Source organism: Arminella tubonensis (assembly GCF_003240585.1).
GTDB classification, from domain to species: domain Bacteria; phylum Pseudomonadota; class Alphaproteobacteria; order Rhizobiales; family Rhizobiaceae; genus Rhizobium; species Rhizobium tubonense.
In genome coordinates this window covers 331,792-351,583 of sequence record NZ_PCDP01000036.1, presented here as the reverse complement: position 1 = coordinate 351,583, position 19,792 = coordinate 331,792, and the positions used below count along the sequence as shown (strand labels likewise).

General features: G+C 59.5%; 17 protein-coding genes. 3 read left to right on the top strand and 14 right to left on the bottom strand.

The annotated features are described in order from the left end of the window. Positions 1–12 precede the first annotated feature (12 nt). The 7 genes from CPY51_RS16575 to CPY51_RS16545 all read right to left on the bottom strand — a co-directional run bounded on the left by CPY51_RS16575 (position 13) and on the right by CPY51_RS16545 (position 8,797). On the bottom strand, positions 13–1,146 hold the full coding sequence (locus tag CPY51_RS16575) for a Gfo/Idh/MocA family protein (RefSeq protein ID WP_111161307.1): 1,134 nt from the start codon (positions 1,144–1,146) through the stop codon (positions 13–15). 12 nt (positions 1,147–1,158) lie between these two features. Further along, a complete protein-coding gene (locus CPY51_RS16570; protein WP_111161306.1) occupies positions 1,159–1,920 on the bottom strand; it encodes a sugar phosphate isomerase/epimerase family protein in 762 nt (253 codons plus the stop codon). Positions 1,921–2,015: 95 nt separating this feature from the next. Continuing rightward, positions 2,016–4,478: a beta-mannosidase gene (locus CPY51_RS16565; protein WP_111161305.1), complete on the bottom strand. Its 2,463-nt coding sequence runs from the start codon at positions 4,476–4,478 to the stop codon at positions 2,016–2,018. Positions 4,479–4,577: 99 nt separating this feature from the next. Next, positions 4,578–5,669, bottom strand: coding sequence for an ABC transporter ATP-binding protein (locus CPY51_RS16560; protein WP_111161304.1), 1,092 nt, complete (start codon positions 5,667–5,669; stop codon positions 4,578–4,580). Between the two features lie 3 nt (positions 5,670–5,672). Further along, the gene (locus tag CPY51_RS16555; RefSeq protein ID WP_111161303.1) at positions 5,673–6,569 is read right to left on the bottom strand and encodes a carbohydrate ABC transporter permease; all 897 of its coding nucleotides are present in this window, start codon (positions 6,567–6,569) and stop codon (positions 5,673–5,675) included. Positions 6,570–6,580: 11 nt separating this feature from the next. After that, complete coding sequence (locus CPY51_RS16550; RefSeq protein ID WP_111161302.1) at positions 6,581–7,471, bottom strand: carbohydrate ABC transporter permease; 891 nt, start codon at positions 7,469–7,471, stop codon at positions 6,581–6,583. Positions 7,472–7,558: 87 nt separating this feature from the next. Further along, positions 7,559–8,797 carry an ABC transporter substrate-binding protein gene (locus CPY51_RS16545; RefSeq protein WP_111161301.1) on the bottom strand — a complete coding sequence of 413 codons (1,239 nt, stop codon included), beginning with the start codon at positions 8,795–8,797 and terminating at the stop codon, positions 7,559–7,561. Between the two features lie 446 nt (positions 8,798–9,243). On the opposite strand from CPY51_RS16545, the gene CPY51_RS16540 reads away from it, so the two are divergent. Then, positions 9,244–10,281, top strand: a complete 1,038-nt coding sequence (locus tag CPY51_RS16540; protein WP_111161300.1) for a LacI family transcriptional regulator — start codon at positions 9,244–9,246, stop codon at positions 10,279–10,281. Positions 10,282–10,355: 74 nt separating this feature from the next. Here the strand turns inward: CPY51_RS16540 and gndA are convergent, their stop codons facing one another. Continuing rightward, positions 10,356–11,804: an NADP-dependent phosphogluconate dehydrogenase gene (gene gndA / locus CPY51_RS16535; RefSeq protein ID WP_195909549.1), complete on the bottom strand. Its 1,449-nt coding sequence runs from the start codon at positions 11,802–11,804 to the stop codon at positions 10,356–10,358. A gap of 197 nt (positions 11,805–12,001) precedes the next feature. Between gndA and CPY51_RS16530 the strand changes: the two genes are divergently transcribed. Then, positions 12,002–12,400 carry an SRPBCC family protein gene (locus CPY51_RS16530; RefSeq protein WP_111161298.1) on the top strand — a complete coding sequence of 133 codons (399 nt, stop codon included), beginning with the start codon at positions 12,002–12,004 and terminating at the stop codon, positions 12,398–12,400. A gap of 10 nt (positions 12,401–12,410) precedes the next feature. Here the strand turns inward: CPY51_RS16530 and CPY51_RS16525 are convergent, their stop codons facing one another. From CPY51_RS16525 to CPY51_RS16510, 4 genes are all read right to left on the bottom strand, one after another. Then, entirely contained in the window at positions 12,411–13,025 is a 615-nt protein-coding gene (locus CPY51_RS16525; protein ID WP_111161297.1) for an ABC-type transport auxiliary lipoprotein family protein, read from the bottom strand. A gap of 38 nt (positions 13,026–13,063) precedes the next feature. After that, positions 13,064–14,434: an MlaD family protein gene (locus CPY51_RS16520; RefSeq protein WP_111161296.1), complete on the bottom strand. Its 1,371-nt coding sequence runs from the start codon at positions 14,432–14,434 to the stop codon at positions 13,064–13,066. Between the two features lie 9 nt (positions 14,435–14,443). After that, on the bottom strand, positions 14,444–15,250 hold the full coding sequence (locus tag CPY51_RS16515) for an ABC transporter ATP-binding protein (protein WP_195909557.1): 807 nt from the start codon (positions 15,248–15,250) through the stop codon (positions 14,444–14,446). 82 nt (positions 15,251–15,332) lie between these two features. Beyond that, positions 15,333–16,493, bottom strand: coding sequence for an ABC transporter permease (locus tag CPY51_RS16510; RefSeq protein ID WP_111161294.1), 1,161 nt, complete (start codon positions 16,491–16,493; stop codon positions 15,333–15,335). Positions 16,494–16,605: 112 nt separating this feature from the next. Between CPY51_RS16510 and dgcA the strand changes: the two genes are divergently transcribed. Beyond that, positions 16,606–17,589: an N-acetyl-D-Glu racemase DgcA gene (dgcA, locus tag CPY51_RS16505; RefSeq protein ID WP_111161293.1), complete on the top strand. Its 984-nt coding sequence runs from the start codon at positions 16,606–16,608 to the stop codon at positions 17,587–17,589. On the opposite strand, the gene CPY51_RS16500 is transcribed toward dgcA, so the two are convergent. Continuing rightward, a complete protein-coding gene (locus CPY51_RS16500) occupies positions 17,541–18,779 on the bottom strand; it encodes an MFS transporter (protein ID WP_111161292.1) in 1,239 nt (412 codons plus the stop codon). The genes dgcA and CPY51_RS16500 overlap by 49 nt on opposite strands. Positions 18,780–18,928: 149 nt before the next feature. Beyond that, positions 18,929–19,735, bottom strand: a complete 807-nt coding sequence (locus tag CPY51_RS16495; protein WP_111161291.1) for a UDP-2,3-diacylglucosamine diphosphatase — start codon at positions 19,733–19,735, stop codon at positions 18,929–18,931. Positions 19,736–19,792 lie beyond the last annotated feature (57 nt).

The window sequence follows — 19,792 nt, the reverse complement described above, 5'->3', positions numbered from 1 at the left end:
CCCTTCGGTAAGTTACTTCAAGAGCGCCTGTGCCTCTTCGATGCCCAATGCGGCCGGCTGTGTACAAGTTGTCGTCAGGTCGACGAAGCGGCCCTCCTCTCCCGACTTCAGGATCGAGGTCATCACATCGACGCCGTGCAGCGTCCTGTCCAGCGAGCAGCGGGCATCGCGCCCGTCGATCAGCGATGCCGCCATGTCGGCAAGACCGGCCGTGCGGTAGTTCGCGCGGGCTCCCTGCGGGCTCTCCTGATTGGCGATGCCGAAGGGATGATCCCAGCTGTCGAGTTCCTTGATGTCCTTGTCGCGGCCGCTGGCCTCAACCTTGCCACCGAAGAAATTTGGATCCGGTACATAGAGCGTGCCGTCGGTGCCGTAGAGTTCCATATTGGCGTGGCGATGCGACCAGACATCCCAGCTCGCGGTCAACGTGACAGTTGCACCGCTGACGAATTCGAGCAGAGCCTGGATCGTCGTCGGCGTCTTCACCGGAATGGTCTCGCCGCTTCGCGGCTGGCTGGTGATGGTGCGGGTCGTTTGCGCCATCGAGGTCAGCGCGCCGACGCGTTTCACCGGGCCGATGAGGTTGATCAGGTTGGCGATGTAATAAGGCCCGAGATCGAGGATGGGGCCCGCACCCGGCAGGAAGAAGAAATCGGGGTTCGGGTGCCACATCTCCATGCCCGGGCTCATCACGTAGCACGCGCCGGAGGTGACCCGCCCGATGCCGCCATCATCGAGGAACTTACGGGCAAGCTGGTGCGCTCCACCCAGGAAGGTATCGGGCGCGCAACCGACGGCAAGCGCCTTCGCCTTGGCGATGCGGCGCAATTCCTCGCCCTGATCGAGCGAAAGCACGAGCGGCTTTTCCGAATAGACGTGCTTCCCCGCTTCGAGGATGCGCTTGGATACCGGGAAATGCGCGTCGGGGATCGTCAGGTTGACGACGACATCGATCTCGTCATTGGCGAGAAGCTCATCGATCGTCTGCGCCTTGACGCCGTATTCCTCCGCCCGCAGTTCCGCGGCATTCATATTGATATCCGCGCAGGCGAGGACCTTGAGCCCTTTGAAGAGAGGCGAGAGAGAGAAGTAGGTGGTGGAGATATTGCCGCATCCGATGATGCCGACGCCGAGTTCCTTGGCCATGATCTGTCCTGCTCAGTAGGTCTTGAAGGAAGCGATCGAGCGCGTCACGACGCGGTCAAGATCGTTCGGATTGTCATGTTCGACAACGTAGTGGCGGGCGCCGGTCTTTCTCAGCGCCTGCATCAGCTTTGCCCAGTCGACGGTGCCGTGGCCGACATCGGCCCAGCCGCCTTCATCCTCGTTCTGGCCGGCAGGCGCCACGTCCTTGACGTGGACCGATGTGATCCGCGGCCCGTATTTTTCGATGTAGGCAAAAGGATCGGCGCCGCCGCGGATGACCCAGGCAATATCGGCTTCCCATGACAGGCCAGGTCCGCCAGCAAATATCTGGTCCATGGGCACTGACCCGTCATCAAGCTTGACGAACTCGAAGTCATGATTGTGCCAGCCGAAATCCAGCCCGGCATCCTTGAAAGGCTTGCTGATTTTCTCAAGGCGCTCGCCGAATGCGTGCCAGCCCTTGGCATCCCTGGGACGCTGGTCGGGCATGATGTGCGGCGCATAGATCGATTCGACGCCGAGCGCCTTGGCGATCTTCAACGCGCGCTGCGGATCGCCTTCCAGCATGTCGAGGCCGAAATGGCCGGTCGGCATCGTCAAACCATTCCTGTCGAGCTCGGCGCGCATGGCCGAAAGTCCTGCGTCGTCGAGTTCGGCATACATCGCGCCATAGCCTTCGACTTCGCTGTAGCCGGCCTTTGCGACCTTGGCGAAGACGGTGGAAAAAGGCGGGTGGTTGCGGGCGCTATAAAGCTGAAAACCAAGTTTCGTCATCGATTTCTCCTCCACTGGCCCCTCGGGGCCTCTCTTCTTGGCTGGCGGTTGGGCCACCAGCCTGGAATGCCGCCACGTGGTGGCGGTATTATTGACTAGTCCACCGACTGGCAGGACTGCAGGTCGTAAAAGCGGAACTCCGGAACAACGCCGCACGTCAGCGGCACGGAAGGCGTGAACACGATCCGCCGGCTCTCTCCCGCCGTCAGGTCAAAGGCGTTGTCGGAATAGCGCCCGTCTGTCTCGCTCTCGATCATCACGAACAATGCCAGACCCTTTGCCGCCACGGTCAGTTCGATCGTACCATTCTCCTCGATCTCCTCGCGCAGCACCGTCAGACCAGCGGGTTCGAGCTCAAGCGCCTTATAGGTGCCGTGGACATAATGCCCCTGCCCGCCCATCCCGTTCGATGTGGTAAAGTGCCACGTCAGAATGCAATCTGCGGGAACCTGCGACGCAGCGATCGAAGTCGCGGTTACCGCCGCATCCGGGGAGCAGATCGCCTGTACCGATGTCAGCAGGCTAACCTCCCCGCTCATCGTGACCAGCGAGATGGAAAGGTCGACGCTGATATCCTCCATCGTATCGTTGACCAGCGAGAAGCGGATCGTCGAATTGTCCTCGGATGGGATTGCAGCCACAGTTACCGGCTGGAAGAACCGGCGCACCAGATAGTGCATCGCCTTCCAGCGGCCGCCATAGTCAAGGCTTGACCAGGAGGCTACCGGCCAGGTGTCGTTGAGCTGCCAGTAGATCGTACCCATGCAATGCGGCTTCAGCGATCGCCAGTATTCGACCGCGGTCTTTATGGCGAGACCCTGCTGGATCTGACTGAGATAGACGAAGTTCGGGAAATCCTTCGGAAAGCGGAAGTAGCGGAACATCGTCGCGGCGATGCGCTCGTTGCCTCCGGCATTCTTCTGGTGCAGCTCCATGACGGGCGATGCAACGTTCATGTCCTTGGCCTCGGCATAGGTCTTGATGACCGGCAGCGACGTATAGGACTGGAAACCGAACTCGGAGCAGAAGCGCGGGTGCACCGTGCGGTAATTGTCGAACGACTTGTTCTCGTGCCAAACCGACCAGTAGTGCATGTCGCCCGAACCATCGGCATGCCAGGCGTCGTTGAAATCGAGCAAGCCGGAGGCAGGGCTCGACGGCCACCAGATCGCATCGGGAGCGGCCTTTTTCATCGCCTGCTCGATCGTGCGGTTCAGACGGTCATAGGAGACCAGATAGCGGTCGCGATCCTTGCGCGATTCCTCGAACCAGGTGAGTGCGCCGACAAGCTCGTTATCGCCACACCAGAGTGTGATCGACGGATGTGTCGCCAGCCGCTTCACCTGATAACCGACCTCGATCTCGACATTCTCGAGGAAATCGCCGGTCGAGGGATAAAGATTGCAGGCGAACATGAAATCCTGCCAGACCATCAGGCCGAGCCGGTCGCAGATATCGTAGAACCAGTCGTGCTCGTAGAACCCGCCGCCCCAGATGCGGATCATGTTCATGTTCGCATCGGCCGCCGATTGCAGCAGGTCTTCGGTTTGCTGAGGGCTCGAGCGCGAGAACAAGGCGTCCGCCGGTATCCAGTTGGCACCGCGGCAGAAGATCTCGCGTCCGTTGATCTTCAACGCGAAGCGGCTGCCGGCCTCATCCTTGTCGGTAACTAGCTCGACCGTGCGAAGGCCGATCTTTCGGGTAACGGTTTCAGACGGGATGTCGACCGACATATCGTAGAGCGCCTGTTCGCCGCTGCCCGCCGGCCACCACAGTCGGGGTTGTTCGATGTGGAAGACATGCGTGACGACCGTCTCGCCCGCTGCAATGCCGCAATCGAGACGCACACGCTCGTCGTCGAGCGAGAAATAGACCTGGGCGACCCCTTGAGCCTTGGCAAAGAAGGTTGTGGAAACATGCAGGTCGACCGAACCGTCCTCGTTGTGAAACTGCCTGCTCACGACGCTCTCGATGCGCGCGGTATCGAGCCTCTTGAGGGCGACGGTGCCGTAGAGGCCAAGAGGTGCGACCGCAATATTCCAGTCCCAGCCAAAATGGCTCTGCGGCTTGCGCAACATATTGCCGTTCGGGATCGGTGAGTTGGCGGTGCTGTAGGGGATGTAGAACGGCTGCTTTTCCTGCAGCGCGGCCCCGGCGACAATGCTGGAACGAAGCAGGATGCGGATGGTATTTACACCCTGCTTCAGCGCCTTCGACACGTCAGGCCGATAGCGGCGGAAGCAATTGTCGGCCTCGAGCACGATGCTGTCGTTGACGAAAACCGTCGCGATCGTGTCGAGGTAGTCGACATCCAGGTACCAGTCGCCGTCGGTATCAGCGAGCGCGAAGCTACGCTCGAGCACCCAGTCGCGCTGAGCCACCCACTGCACGACCTGCTCGTTGCGAGCGAAATACGGATCGGGGATGACATTTGCGGCATGCAGCGCCGAGTGCACATCCCCCGGCACGGCCATGGAAACGTCGTGATCGCTGCCAGGTGACGAAAGCCGCCACGCACCGGCGAGATCGATGACTGGAGTTGCTGAAACGAGCATCATATTAGCTGTCTTTCACGTTTGATTCGCTGGCATGGCCGGCCCTGTCGCAGTGCGACAAAGGGCTCCGATGGCACGGCCAGACGCGTGCTGTTGCCGGCGTTAGATTCTGTCCTCTGTGGTCGCGTCGAAGAGAGACGCCAGCGACATGTCGAAAACGAGCTTCACCGGTGTGCCGGCCGCGAAGCGTCGCGCGCCATTGATACGCACGGACATGGTATGGCCGGCATGCTTGATCCACAAAAGGTTGTCAGCGCCCATGGGCTCTTCGATGTCGACCACCGCATCGTGCACTTCGGTGCCTGGACCCAGATCTTCGTTGACCTTGATATGCTCAGGCCGAACCCCGAGGATCACTTTGCGACCGGGCTTCAGCGGCTCCGACGTGGCGTAGGCATCGAGCGAAAATTTCACGCCGTTGGTGGCAAACGCGGTTTTGCCGCCGTTATCGACCAGTTCGCCATGCAGGAAGTTCATCGACGGCGAGCCGATGAAGCCGGCAACGAACAGGTTGCGCGGCGCGTTGTAGATGGTCGTCGGTTCGTCGAGCTGCTGGATGACACCGCTCTTCATGATGGCGATGCGATCGGCCAGCGTCAGCGCTTCGATCTGGTCGTGGGTGACGTAGATCATCGTATTCTTCAGAGAATGATGCAGTCGCTTGATCTCGACGCGCAACTCGGAACGAAGCTTGGCATCGAGGTTCGACAGCGGCTCGTCGAACAGGAAGACATCGACGTCGCGCACCAAAGCGCGCCCGATCGCGACACGCTGACGCTGGCCGCCGGAGAGTTCGGCAGGCTTGCGCTTCAACAGCGGCTGGATCTGCAGGATGTCGGCGGCGCGGGCGATCCGCTTGTCGATCTCGACCTGCGGCATCTTGGCGACACGCAGTCCGAAGGCCAGATTCTTTTCCACCGTCATCTGCGGATAGAGCGCGTAGGACTGGAACACCATGCCGATGCCGCGATCCTTCGGCTCTTCCCAGGTGACATTCTTGCCCTTGATGAAGATTTGCCCCTCGGAAATGTCGAGCAGGCCGGCAATGCAGTTGAGAAGCGTTGACTTGCCGCAGCCGGAAGAGCCCAGGAGAACCAGAAACTCGCCATCGTTGATTTCAAGATTGAGATTTTCTAGGACTTTGACCGATCCGAAATTGAGCGACAATTCCTTGATAGAAACACTGCTGTTCATTGATCAACCCTTTACTGCGCCGGCGGCGATGCCCCGGACGAAAAGTCGTCCGGACACGAAATAGACAATAAGCGGAACCGCACCGGTCAGAAGCGTGGCGGCCATATTGACGTTGTATTCCTTCACTCCCTGCACAGCATTGACGATATTATTCAGCTGTACAGTCATCGGGTAGTTTTGCGTGCCGGCGAAGATGACACCGAACAGGAAATCATTCCAGATGCCGGTGATCTGTAAAATCATGCCGACACAAAAAATCGGCAGCGACATCGGTACCATGATGCGCAGGAAAATCTGCCAGAACCCCGCCCCGTCAACCCTTGCCGCCTTGAAAAGCTCAGGGGGAAGCGCCGCAAAGTAATTGCGAAACAAAAGCGTGTTGATCGGCATGCCGAAAATGGTGTGGACGAGGACGACTCCGCCCAATGTGGAAAAGAGACCGAGCGACCGAAGCACCATCACCAATGGATAGAGCATGACCTGATAGGGAATGAAGGCGCCGAACAGCAGGACGGTAAAGAATACCTCCGACCCTTTGAAGCGCCAGTTGGCCAGTGCATAGCCATTCACCGAGGCAACGGCGATGGAAATGATGACACTCGGGACCAGAATCTTGACCGAGTTCCAGAATCCAACCTGAATACCGTGGCAATAGAGACCGGTGCACGCCTCGCTCCAGGCCTTTACCCAGGGCTCGAAAGTGATCTCCATGGGTGGGGCAAAAATGTTGCCCATCCTTATTTCCGGCATGCCCTTCAACGACGTGACCACCATCACGTAGAGCGGGATCAGATAGTAGATCGCCGCAAGGCCGAGAATGCCGTAAAGCATGATCGTTCGTGGAGCAAAGCGATTGCCGGGCTTGGCGCCTGACGGTTCGATTGATGTCGCTATAGCCATGAAGGTCTCCCTTAGCTGCGCTTCTGGCGGAACTCGATCAGAGCCCACGGCACCAGGAAGATGAAAACGGTGACCAGCATCACGGTCGACGCGGCAAGCGCCTGGCCGAGATTGGACCGCTGGAACATGAAGTCGAATACGTATTTGGCCGGCATCTCCGAGGCAAAGCCCGGACCGCCCTTGGTCATGGCGACGACAAGGTCGTAGACCCGCACGATGCCTGAGGCGACGATGACGAGGGTCGTTACGAAAACGCCGCGCATCATCGGGATGACGATGAAGATATAGGTGCGCCAGGCAGGTATTCCGTCGATGCGGGCCGCCTTCCAGATTTCGCCGTCGATGCCGCGAAGCCCTGCGAGCATCAGTATCATGACGAGACCCGTTCCCTGCCAAAGGCCGGCGATCACAAGTGCTATCAGCACTGTCTGCTGATTGCCGAGCAGAGAAACGCCGCCGCCGGGAAGGCCCCAGTCCTGCAGCAGCTTTGGAACGCCGAGCGCCGGGTCGAGTATCCACTGCCAGACAATGCCGGTGACGATAAATGACAGCGCGAAGGGATAGAGGAAGATCGTGCGGAAGGTATTTTCAAAGCGGATCTTCTGATCGATCAGCACTGCCAGGATGAAGCCGACGACGAAGGCAAAGATCAGGCTAAGCACGCCATAGATCGCAAGATTACTGATCGATGCGTCCCACCGATCCGTCGTGAACAGACGCTGATATTGGGCGAGCCCGATGAAGTTCTGGCTCGGCAGAAGCTTCGAGTCGGTGAAGGAATAGATCACGGTCCAGACCGTGCAGCCGACGAACACCACGATCACGGTCAGGATCATGGGAATGGCGGCGATCTTGGCGTTGAGATTGCGGAACAGACGGAACGGACGATGCGCATGCGCCATCGGATACCTCCCTTGGCGGCGTCGCCAAGGCCGGCGGAAAACCCGCCGACCTCGCAAGACCGTCTCGAATATTGAGATGCTTCTGGCTTATTGCGCCTGCTTGATGATGTCGGCCTGCTTGTTGACCGCGTCGTCAACCGACATCTTCGAGCTGAAGAACTGCAGCGACAGGTCGGTCAACTGGCCGATCGTGTCGGGCGTCAGCATCTGCGTGGTGCCGGGCAGAACGTTTTCCGGCGTCGCCAGAATTTCAAGGCCCTTTTTCATGCAGGCATTGGCCGCCGTCAGGTCGACGTCGCCGCGCACCGGTAGCGAACCCTTGGCAAGGTTGAACTTGACCTGCGTCTCCTTGGAAAGGAGCATGCTCGCCAGTTCCAACTGTGCCTTGGTGATGTCCGGATTGGTGTTCTTCGGGAAGTAGAAGCTGTCGCCGCCCGTATCCAGCAGTCCGTGGAAGCCGAGACCCGGCAGGCAATCGTAATCCTTGCCGGCTACCTTCTTGGCAACGCCGAATTCGCCCTGCGCCCAGTCGCCCATGATCTGCCCGGCAGCCTTGCCTTCGATCACCATATTCGTTGCCATGTTCCAGTCACGGCCGGAATAGCTTTCGTCGACCATGTCGCGCGCCTGCGCAAAAGCAGTCCAGACCTTGCGGTTGTCGGCGCTGCGCACGGCCTCTTCGCTCTTCTTCTGATTGATGGCGAGATAGAGATCCTTGCCGCCGATGCCGACCTGCATGACGCTGCGGATGCCGTCGACCTGCCAGGGAGCGCCGGTCGCCAGCGGAACGATGCCCTTGTCCTTCAGCTTCGGCGCCTCTGCGGCGAATTCGTCCCAGTTCGTCGGAACCTTCATGCCGTTGTCTTCGAAGACGTGGCGATTGACCCACATCCACTGCCAGGAGTGGATATTGAGCGGCACGCAATAGATGTGACCTTCGTAGGTGCATGCGTCGAGCAGCTTGGCCGGACGGATGATGTCCTTCCAGTGTTCCTTCTCCGCAAGCTCTGTCAGATCGGTCATCAGACCGGCCTTGACCAGTTCCTCGGCGTCGCGCCCCGTATTGAGCTGCGTCGCCCCCATAGGATTGCCACCAAGTATTCGGGTGACGATCAGCGGCGTGGCGGTCGAGCCAGCGCCGGCGATCGCACCATCCACCCATTTGTTGTTGCCAAGCGCGTTATACTGGTCGGCCAGAACTTTCACGGCCGCAGCTTCGCCGCCGGATGTCCACCAGTGTGTAACCTCAAGATCTGTCGCATTTGCCGAAACGGCGGAAATCGCGACGGAAGCCAGCAATGCGGCTGCCATCAAACGAATATTCATGAGTTCTCCTCCCTCACTGAAACGTTGCCGTAAAAACCTAGTTCAATCGGTTTGATCGCGCAACCGCCTTCCCAACGTTTTTGCGTGGAGATCGAGAATTCTATCTATGCTTGCGATTTTCTCGAGCGCGAAGACGCATCTTTGGAGTAAAAGCTCTATCAGATATGCTCTACAAAATAGAGGTAATTATCTGTTTTATTTCATATATTTAGTTGTCAAAATATACAGACCATTCGAACTGCGGTCGGAGCGGCAGTGAATGCCCGTTTCATCCGCCGTTTCAACCAGCAATCCCTGTATTCTGAAAAGGCAGCGAAGGGCACTGGACATTTTTACTGTATCGTTACAGTTTCCAGTTTGAAAGGCGACGACGTCATCTCGTTCAAGCTTGCAGCTTTGCCGCGGGCGTTATAAGGCGATGGGTCTTCAAGTCGGCGTTGGGCGCAATGGACACCAAGCAGAAATCAGGCGGAAGAGCCCCGGCCACGGTACCGGAGCGACCGACGCTCAAGACCATAGCCTTCATGACCGGGCTCGGAGTGACGACTGTGTCGCGCGCCTTGAAGGATGCGCCTGACATCGGCGCCGAGACCAAGGAACGGGTGCGGATGGTCGCAAGCCAGCTCGGCTACCAACCGAACCGTGCCGGTGTCCGCCTGAGGACCGGCAAGACCAACGTCATCGCCCTGGTCCTGAGCGTTGATGAGGAGATCATGGGTTTTACCAGCCAGATGGTCTTCGGAATATCAGAGGTTCTTGCCGAGACCCAGTATCACCTGGTGGTGGTGCCGCATTCGCACAGCAAGGACACCATGGTTCCTGTGCGCTACATCCTCGATACCGGCTCGGCCGACGGTGTTATCATCACGCGCATCGAGCCCGATGATCCGCGCGTCCGCCTGATGTCGGAGCGCAACATGCCGTTTGCCACCCACGGCAGGACGGACATGGACATCGCCCATCCCTTTCACGATTTCGATAACGAGGCATTTGCCTATGAGGCGGTGCGGGCGCTCGTTGCCAGGGGGCGTCGCCGCATCGCGCTCCTGCAGCCGCCGAGCAAACTCTCCTTCTATTCCCATACCCGCATAGGGTTCCAGACGGGGCTGCACGACTTCGGCGCGGAGGAAGTTCACATGCGGGTCACCATCGACACGCCGCTTAACGACATCCGCGACGCGGTAGAGGCGCTGATGCGCTCCGCGAACGCGCCTGACGGCATAATTTCTTCAGCCGGCAGCGGCGCGATCGCCATCAATGCCGGCGTCGAGGCGGCGGGCAGACGCCTCGGCACCGATGTCGATATGGTTGCCAAACAATCCGCTGAGATCCTCAACTGGATCCGCCCGGAAATCATCACGATCTACGAGGACGTTCGTCACGCCGGCAGGGAGCTCGCGAGAGCCGTCATCGCCCGCATCGACGGCGCAGAGCCGGAACAACTGCAGAGCATCAGCCCGCCGGTCTGGCCAAAGAGCCGATAGCGTCTAATTTCGATCAGAAAAAAAGCCCGCCGGAAAATTCCAGGCGGGCTTTCTGATTTCAGGCGACGTGGCTATCAGCCGTTGGCGCCGCTGCCCCAAGGACCATGATGGATATCCTTGCCGTCGACCCGATCGAAGCCGTGCGCGCCGAAGAAGTCGCGCTGGGCCTGGATTAGGTTCGCCGTGCCGCGGGCTTGGCGGTAGGCATCGAAATAGCCGAGTGCCGAAGCCAGGGCCGGAACAGGAAGGCCGGCGGTCACGGCAGCAGCGACGACCCGACGCAGCGAAGGAAGCGACTCCTTGACCATCGCCGAGAAGGCAGGCGTCACCACTAGGTTCGCGGCATCAGGCGACTTGGTGAAAGCGCTGGTGATTTCGTCGAGGAATTGCGAGCGGATGATGCAGCCGGCGCGCCAGATCTTGGCGATAACAGGCATCGGCAGGTTCCATTTAAACTCGCGCGACGCCTCGGCCATGACGGCAAAGCCCTGCGCGTAGGCCCCGATCTTCGCGGCAAACAATGCCAGTTCCAGATCCCTGAGGAGATCAGGCCCGAACGCCATCGGGAACGAGTTGCTCGGGGCGCCGAAGATCTTTTCGGCAGCCTCGCGCTGCTCCTTCATCGACGACAGGCTGCGGGCAGCGACTGCCGCCTCGATGGCGGTCGCCGGAATGCCCATCTGCTGGCTTTCGATGACAGACCATTTGCCGGTGCCCTTCTGGCCGGCCTTGTCGAGAATGACATCGGGCATCGCCTTGCCGGTGGTCGGGTCCTTGGCGGCAAGCACCTTCTCGGTGATCTCGATGAGGTAGGAATTGAGCCGACCCTTGTTCCATTCGCCGAAGATGCCGCTGATCTCCGCAGCACTCTTGCCAAGCCCATCACGCAGGATGCCGTAGATTTCGGCGATCATCTGCATGTCGGCATATTCGATGCCGTTGTGAATGGTCTTGACGAAATGCCCCGCGCCGTCCGTACCGAGCCAGGCGCAGCAATCCTCGTCATTGTATTTCGCGGAAATCGAGGTCAGGACTTTCTCGACGCGCTTGTAGCTGTCTTCCGTACCGCCGACCATGATCGACGGGCCGTGACGTGCACCTTCCTCGCCGCCGGAAACGCCCATGCCGATGAAAGTCAGGCCCGTATCCTTGAGGCGGTCGAAGCGTGCCATGGTATCACGGAAATTGGCGTTGCCGGCATCGATCATGATGTCGCCCTTGTCGAGATGCGGCTGCAGCGCCGCCATCTGCTGATCAACAGGCTCGCCGGCCTTGATCATGATGACGATCGGCCGCGGTGGGCGGATCGCATCGACAAACTCCTCGATCGTCTTGCAGGGGATGATCCTGTCCTTGAGCGCCCCTGCATTGGCGTAGAATTCATCGGTTACATGAGCTGTCCGGTTGAAGACCGCGATCCTGTTGCCTTTCTCGGCAATGTTGAGCGCCAGATTCGATCCCATGACCGCCAGACCGATCAGTCCGATTTCTGCCTTTTCCACGACAAACCTCCAATATGTCATTCGGGACGGATGTTGTGGCACCCCGATGGAAAAACGGCAAGCCTTCGAAACGCCGAATCCGGCTCATTGACAGGACCGTGCAGCACTGGCGTAGGATCAGGCAAATCCTTGAAGGCCGCCTGTCTGGAAGCCGGTCATCAACCGCTTTGACAGCGGGAAACAGCAAGGCAAAGACAAATCAGTGAGGAGACAACCCAATGTCGGTCATGGCCGCAAAAATTGTCCACATCTCCATCGATCACGACTGGCAGGAGGTCTATGACTTTGCCGCTCGGCCCGAGAACATGCCCCTCTGGGCATCCGGCCTTGCCTCCGGGCTGGAGCCGGATGGTCCGGACTGGATCGCCAGCGGCGTGCTCGGCCGCGTCCGCGTCAGCTTCGTACCACGCAACAAATTCGGCGTGCTCGACCATACAGTAACCATCGAATCCGGCCTGCGCGTCTACAACGCCTTGAGAGTCGTTCCGAACGGCGACGGCTGCGAGGTAATGTTCACGCTTCTCCGTTTACCGGGAATGACCGATGAACAGTTTACCGCCGATGCAGATCACGTCGCCAGGGATCTTCATGCCCTGAAGACGTTGATGGAGCGTTGAACAGAATCGCTCAGATCGCTTTGAGCGTCCAATCGACGATCTGCGACGTCACGGCTGCAAACGCGGCGTCCAATGCCTTGACGTAGCCGTTGTTGTCGCTGGCGCCGATCGGCACGACCTTGCGGAAGACCTCCTGCGTCTTGATGGTGCCGGTCTTGTCATTGAGGATCTTCGCCGAGATCTCGACGGTGGCCGCGTGCTGAGCTCCGGTATTGATCTCGAAGGTGCGGATGTCTGTCACGACCTGATAGTCGATCGCCAGGCCCTGCCCCGGTACGCCAACGCCGCCGACCTTACCGGAATTTTCAAAAGCCTCGACCAGCTTCGACTGCACCATGCGGCTGAGCTTGTCGCTCCACTGCGCCTTGGCCAGATACTGGATTTCCGACGGTGTCACCCGAACCACGATCTGGTTGCTGTCCAGCGCGCTCAGCGCCGTCGGCGGCGGAATGAGGATTTGCTTGCCGTGTGCAGCAGGCCCTTTGCCGGTGACGTCTGCAGACAGATCGAAGGTATCGTTCTTCGCTCCACCGCCGCAACCGCTCAGCAACGCCGCAAGCAAAGGCAGGGCGACGGCCGCTTTTCGCGCCACCGACTTCAGCCGAACCGAACCATATCCGATCATATTGCGCTTAACCCCTTGGAAACCGTCCCTACCACTCGTCAATGCCGTGTCCGACCGTCATATTGCTTGACGGTGTCGCCGCCGAAGAGCAGGCGCTGCGGATTGCGATCGAAATTGCTGATCGTGTCGTTGAGATTTTGAACCGTCCGCCGCGTGTCGTTAACGAGTGTCTGGACGTCATTCAGGCCCCCGGACGAGAATTTCTGCAGATTGTCGGCAATAGGCCCGATCCGTGAATTCAGGTTGTCGGCGACCTTCTTGAAGGAGGTCAGCGTGTCGCGTGCCTCGGCAAACAGCGATTGCGTATTGTCGGTGCCAAGCAGCGCATCCACCTTGATCAGGATACCGTCGACGCGGGTCGAGGCCGAGTTCAGCTTGTTCGCCATCTGCGAGACATCCTGGATGGTCTGGCTGATGTCCTTCTGGCGGGCGGACACTGTGTTGGCGACATCGCGGATCGAGGCGATGGCAACGCGGGCGTCCTTGGTTGCCTGCGAAATGTCGTCGATCGAACCCTTGACCTTCGCCGGATCGATCTGGGCGACCAGCGCATCGACACGATCGAGCGTCAATTGCGCCTTCTTGCCAAACTCGTTGTAGGTATCCGATGTCTGCTTGATGCTGGCGATCGTGGATTTCAGGTCGTCCGACGCATCGGCAACGTTCTTTGCGAGTCTGTCGGCGTTGTTGACGACATCGTTGATCTTCTGCGCATCAACGGAGCGAACAAGCTTCTCGATCGCATCCAACGTCGAATCGACCTTGGCGGAAACGCTGGTAAATGTCTCGGAGAGCTTGCCGATGCTGACGAGGAACTTGTCGATATTGTCGGAATTGTCGGCAAGCGCCTTGGAGAACTTGTCGGCATTGCGCAGCGTATCGGTCAGCGGTCCGCGCGCATCCTTGACGAAGCCCTGCACATCGCCGATGGCGTCGTTGGCACGGTTGAGTATCTTGTCGGCAGTGGCAAGCAGGTTGGTGACGCTCGACTGATCCGCCAGGAGCACCGCGCGCTTGCCGGTTTCGATCGATCGCTTGAGAATGTTTTCGTCGCCGTTTCCGCCGCCCGAGAGCTCGATGTAGGCGGCACCGGTCAGACCCTGGATTTCCAGCACGGCCTTGGTCGAGGCGGAAACCGGAGCATCGGCGCGCACTTCGGTGAAAGCGAGCGAATAGCGCGGATCATCGGCGTCGATCGACAGGCTCTTGACGCCGCCGACCTGGATGCCGTTGAAGCGCACCGGCGAACCGACGCTCAGACCGTTGGCAGAGCCGGGAATTCGAACGACCAGTTCGGCCATCGGTCCCCCACGGCCGAATTCAGCCATCCAGTAGACGAAACCGAAGGCCGCGGCGATGACAAGTACCGTGAAAAGTCCGACGATGGTGTAATTGGCTTTGGTTTCCATGGTCCCCAGTCACTTCTCACGGCTATAAGCTGCAGCGCCGTCGTTGCCGGCTTTATGTCCGACCCGGTCTGTCGGTACGATCGATCGTGCGCGCTTGCCCCGGAAATATGATTTCACCCAGGGCTCGTCGCAGGCAAGCATGTCGTCGATCGTCCCTTCCACTAGCACGCGTTTCTGTCCGAGTACGGCAATACGGTCGCAAACCGAGAACAGGCTGTCCAGGTCGTGTGTCACCATATAGACGGTGAGCCCGAGCGTGTCCCGCAGCTTGGCGATGAGTTCGTCGAATTCTGCGGCGCCGATCGGGTCGAGGCCCGATGTCGGTTCGTCGAGAAAAACCAGGTCTGGGTCGAGCGCAAGGGCCCGCGCCAGCGCCGCGCGCTTGATCATGCCGCCGGAGAGTTCCGATGGATATTTGTCGGCGGCATCCGCTGCCAGGCCGACCATGCGAATTTTCAGGTGCGCAAGCTCGTCCATCAATGCTGCCGGCAGGTCGAGGTATTCCCGCATCGGCACCTGGATGTTTTCCTTGACCGTCAGCGACGAGAACAGCGCGCCTTGCTGGAACAGTACCCCAAGCCGCATATCGAGCTTGTTGCGTTCCGGCTCGTCCAGAGAATCATAGTCCTCGCCAAGAATCTTGATCATCCCGCCCTGCCGCGGCAACAGCCGGAGGACGGTGCGCATCAATACCGACTTGCCGGCGCCGGAAGCGCCGACAAAACCCAATATCTCGCCGCGGTAGATATCGAGATCGAGCTTGTCGAGCACGACCTTCGATCCGAAGGAAACGGTGACGCCGCGTGCCGAGAGCACGACATCGCGATCACGGTCGTTCCGACCGTGCTCATCCTGTCTGTCGTCCCTCTCTGGCTGAAGCGCGTTCAAATAGTGTCCCTCAGAAATCAATGGCTGCGTAAAACATTGCAAAAAGCCCGTCCATCAGGATCACGACGAAAATCGACTTCACGACAGACGAAGTAACGTGCTGGCCAAGTGATTCGGCACTGCCGCCGACCTTAAGGCCTTCGACGGCGGCGACAATCCCAATCACCAACGCCATGAACGGCGCCTTGATCATTCCGGAGATGACGGTGGAAAGGCTGATCGCCTCGTGCAGCCGGGACACGAAGGTGGCGAAAGTGATGCCCGAATACAGGTAGGTGACCGTGGCCGCTCCGAGCAGAGCCGCGAAATTGGCAAGAATGGTCAGGAGCGGCAGCGCCACGGTTAGCGCAACGAGCCGCGGAAAGATCAGGACGCCGACGGGGTTGAGCCCCATCACCTTGAGAGCGTCGACCTCCTCGCGCATTTTCATAGAACCGATTTCGGCAGTGATGGCGCTACCCGAGCGGCCTGCGATCATGATTGCAGTCAACAGCACCCCGATCTCGCGCAGCTGCAGAATGCCGACGAGATCGACGACGAAGACCTCGGCGCCGAAATAGCGGAGCTGGAATGCGCCCTGCTGCGCGATGATCGCGCCGATCAGATAGGACATCAGCAAGATGATCGGCACGGCGCGCACGCCCATGTGGTCGATCTGGTTGACGATCGATGCCGGCGAAACACCGCTTCCACGCCCGAACTTCAGCTGTGCACCGCGCACGGCCGAGCCGAGGATGTACATCGCGGCAACCGCGTTGTCCCAGAGATCGACGGCGACCTCGCCGATGGGCGCGAACATGCGCTCCAATAGTCCAGCCTTCGGCCCTTGCTCCGCCTTCACATCGTTTGTGTCGTCGGTGAATGCAGTCAGCAGTTCGTCAACATGCGCATCGGAACCCTCTATGCTCACGGTCGCACCGTGCGCTTCCTGGCTCGTCTTCAAGCGGCGGATGAGGAGCGCGCCTGCGGTATCCACATCGGAAAGTCCGGCGAGATCTATGACCACGGCTCCGCCGCTACTGCGCTTGGAAAGCTCGTCGATCTTGCGCAGCACCCCGTGGATGCCGGCGCTACGCCAACTGCCTTCGAGCCGATATCGGTGTCCGGAGCCGTCGGCTTCGTCGTCGATCGTGGGCTGATCAGCTTTGTCTTCGGCAGCTTTCAAACTCATGCGTCTTTCGCGGCTCGCGGCATAATCGCCGACTCAGGGACTCTCGTTCGACGCTCAATGCGATACATATACTCAGTCCGTCCACGATTTCCATGCAAGGGACCATCAAACTATGCCGCTACATGTCGATATCCAAATGAATTCATTCCCTATATTGGGTACATTCACCATCTCCCGTGGCAGTAAAACCACAGCCGAGGTGGTCACCTGCACGATTGTGGCGGATGGATGGGCGGGACATGGCGAATGTGTGCCCTATCGGCGCTACGGCGAAAGCCTTGAAAGCGTCGTCGCGGAGATCGAGGCGATCCGCGGAAGCATCGAGACCGGCCTGTCGCGGTCGGATCTGCTTGAGGCCATGAAGCCCGGAGCTGCGCGCAATGCGGTCGATTGCGCGCTCTGGGATCTGGAAGCGAAGCGCACCGGAATGTCCGTCGCCAGCCGCCTCGGCATCACCGACCCGAAGCCGCTGACAACGGCCTACACAATCTCGATGGGCGAACCGGAGGCTATGGCGTCGCAAGCGCGGGAGCATGCCCACCGGCCTCTGCTGAAGGTCAAGGTCGGCACCGGCGACGACGAGAGCCGGATACGCGCCGTCCGCTCGGCGGCGCCCGATGCGATGATCATTCTCGATGCCAACGAGGGCTGGCCCGAAGATGTTCTCGTCCACCACTTGCAGATAGCCGCCGAGGCAGGCGTCGCACTGGTCGAACAACCCCTCCCGGCCGGCCGGGACGCGATGCTTGGCGAGATCAAGCGGCCGATCCTCGTTTGCGCCGACGAGAGCGTGCACCAGACTGGCGACCTTGCGGCCTTGCGCGATCGTTACGACGCGATCAACATCAAGCTCGACAAGTCAGGCGGCCTTACCGAGGCGCTCGTCATGAAGAAGGAGGCCCAACGCCTCGGCTTTCAAGTCATGGTCGGCTGCATGGTGGGAACTTCGCTTGCGATGGCGCCTGCCGTGCTGTTGGCGCAAGATGCCGAATTCGTCGACCTTGATGGACCGCTGCTCCTCGCCCGAGACCGCGATCCAGGTCTGCGCTACGAAGCCTCCCTGGTCTTTCCTCCGACAACGGCGCTCTGGGGCTGAAGATAATAGGCGATCATCACCATGCCGAGGCCGAAAGCCGCAACGCCGGCCATCACGTAGTAGCTGGCAAGGCCGAGCCAGGCGTAGAGATAGCCCGAGGCGACGGTCATCAGGCCCAGGCACATGCCGTTATAGAAATAATACGCCCCCTGCGCCGAAGCCTCCTGTGTTTCCTGTACGGTCGCCACGATGCGTCGCTGGATGCCGGTGTGCACGAAGGCATAGGTGCAGGAGTGGAAACACTGGAGCACGAAATAACCGACGAAGCCGAGGTTCATCGGGAAAAGTATCCAGCGGCAGATGCACATCGCCGAGCCGAAGCGGATCAGTGTCCAGGCGCTGAAGCGACGGCTGAGCCGCCGCGACAGGAAGAAAACCATGACTTCTGAAAAAACGCCGGCACTCCAGAGGATGCCGACCTGAGTTCCGGAGAAACCGAGCTGATGCCAGTAGATGGAGGAAAACGTATAGAGCATGGCATGGCTGGACTGCTGGACCGACACCCCGATCATGGTCACGAGAAGCTGCGGATTGCGCAGCGAACTGCCGACCGGCGCCTGGATATTGATCGGAATGTTGCGACGGCGTGTCGGACCGATCCGTGGGCAGAAAACCGCCATCGCGGTCGTCAGGATGAAGCCTGCAACCATCACCGGCAGCACCGTGCCGCCGCCCCATTGCCCGATCATCTGACCGCCGATCAACGTAGAGAAGATGAAGGCGATCGAACCCCAGACCCGCATCGAGCCATAGTCGAGCCCCCAGCGCCGAACACCTGAAATGGTGATCGATTCGACGATCGGTATGTAGGGGGCATAAGTCGCACCCTGCAGCGCGTAGACAAACAGCACCGGCCAGAAATCGCTCGTCCAATAGAGCGCGATCGCCGTCAGCAAGGACAAGGCACCCGACCATACGAGCACGTTGGCACGCTCGTTCATCCTGTCGGCAATCATCGCTACAACAGGCGCAACGAGAACGCGCACCACCAGAGGAACCGCAAGGATGATACCGATCTCGCGATCGTTGAAATGCAATGTCGCCAGCCAGACCGGAAAGAACGGCAGCGCCACTCCATTGACGATCAATGGAGCGCAATAGGACAAGGCACTGCGCAACCGAAAGTGAGGAGGCGCACCCTCGCCCGCCAGAGCATTGGACGCGGGAATCGTTTTTGTCGCGGGAATCATGACAGACCTGAAGGGAACTTCAGAATTTTCTATCACGGCATCCTGGGTACGACTATGGCGAGAAATAGTCTTTCCGGAAACGTTTCAGAAAAAATACCAGGCGTATTCCATTTGCAACGCCAGGCCCTGACGGGCCGGCTACTGCCGCCTCAGGCAGCCTGGGCGCCAAGCGGTTCGCGCAGGTCTTCAAGAAGAGCCATGGCGGGCGCAACATCGAGTATTTCGCGCCAAGTAATAAGCTCGAACGTGCCGTCCTCGTGCTCGGCGATAGCAGTGCAGCTTTCAACCCAGTCGCCGGTATTGATGTAGCGAATACCGTCGAGATCCTCGATCACAGCGTGGTGGATATGACCACAGATGACACCGTCGGCATTGTTGCGCTTTGCCTCCTCGACGACGACGCGCTGAAACTCGCCGATGAAATTGACGGCATGTTTGACCTGCAGCTTCGCCCAGGCCGAAAACGACCAGTACGGCATGCCGAGTTTGCGGCGGACAGCCGCGAGACCGATATTGATGAGGATCGCCATGTCGTAGGCCCAGTCCCCGAGATAGGCGAGCAGCCGGGCATTGCGGACGACGACGTCGAATTCGTCGCCGTGCAGGACGAGATATTTCTTGCCGTCGGCGGTCTCGTGTATTGCTCGCTGGGCAACCTCGATGCCGCCGAAATGCGTGCCGGGGAAATCGCGCAGGAATTCGTCGTGATTGCCGGGGATATAGACGACGCGGGTACCCTTGCGCGCCTTGCGCAGCAACTTCTGCACGACATCGTTGCAGTCCTGCGGCCAATACCAGTTTCGCTTCAATCGCCAGCCATCGATGATATCGCCGACAAGGAAAATCGTGTCGGCCTCGTGGTGACGCAGGAAATCCAGCAGAAAATCGACCTTCGCGGCCTTCGAGCCAAGATGTACATCGGAAATGAACAGCGTACGAAAGCGCTTGACGTCCATTGTTTCCATCACGAACCTGGTGTCCGCTCCCTATCCATCGTTAACCCATCCAAAATC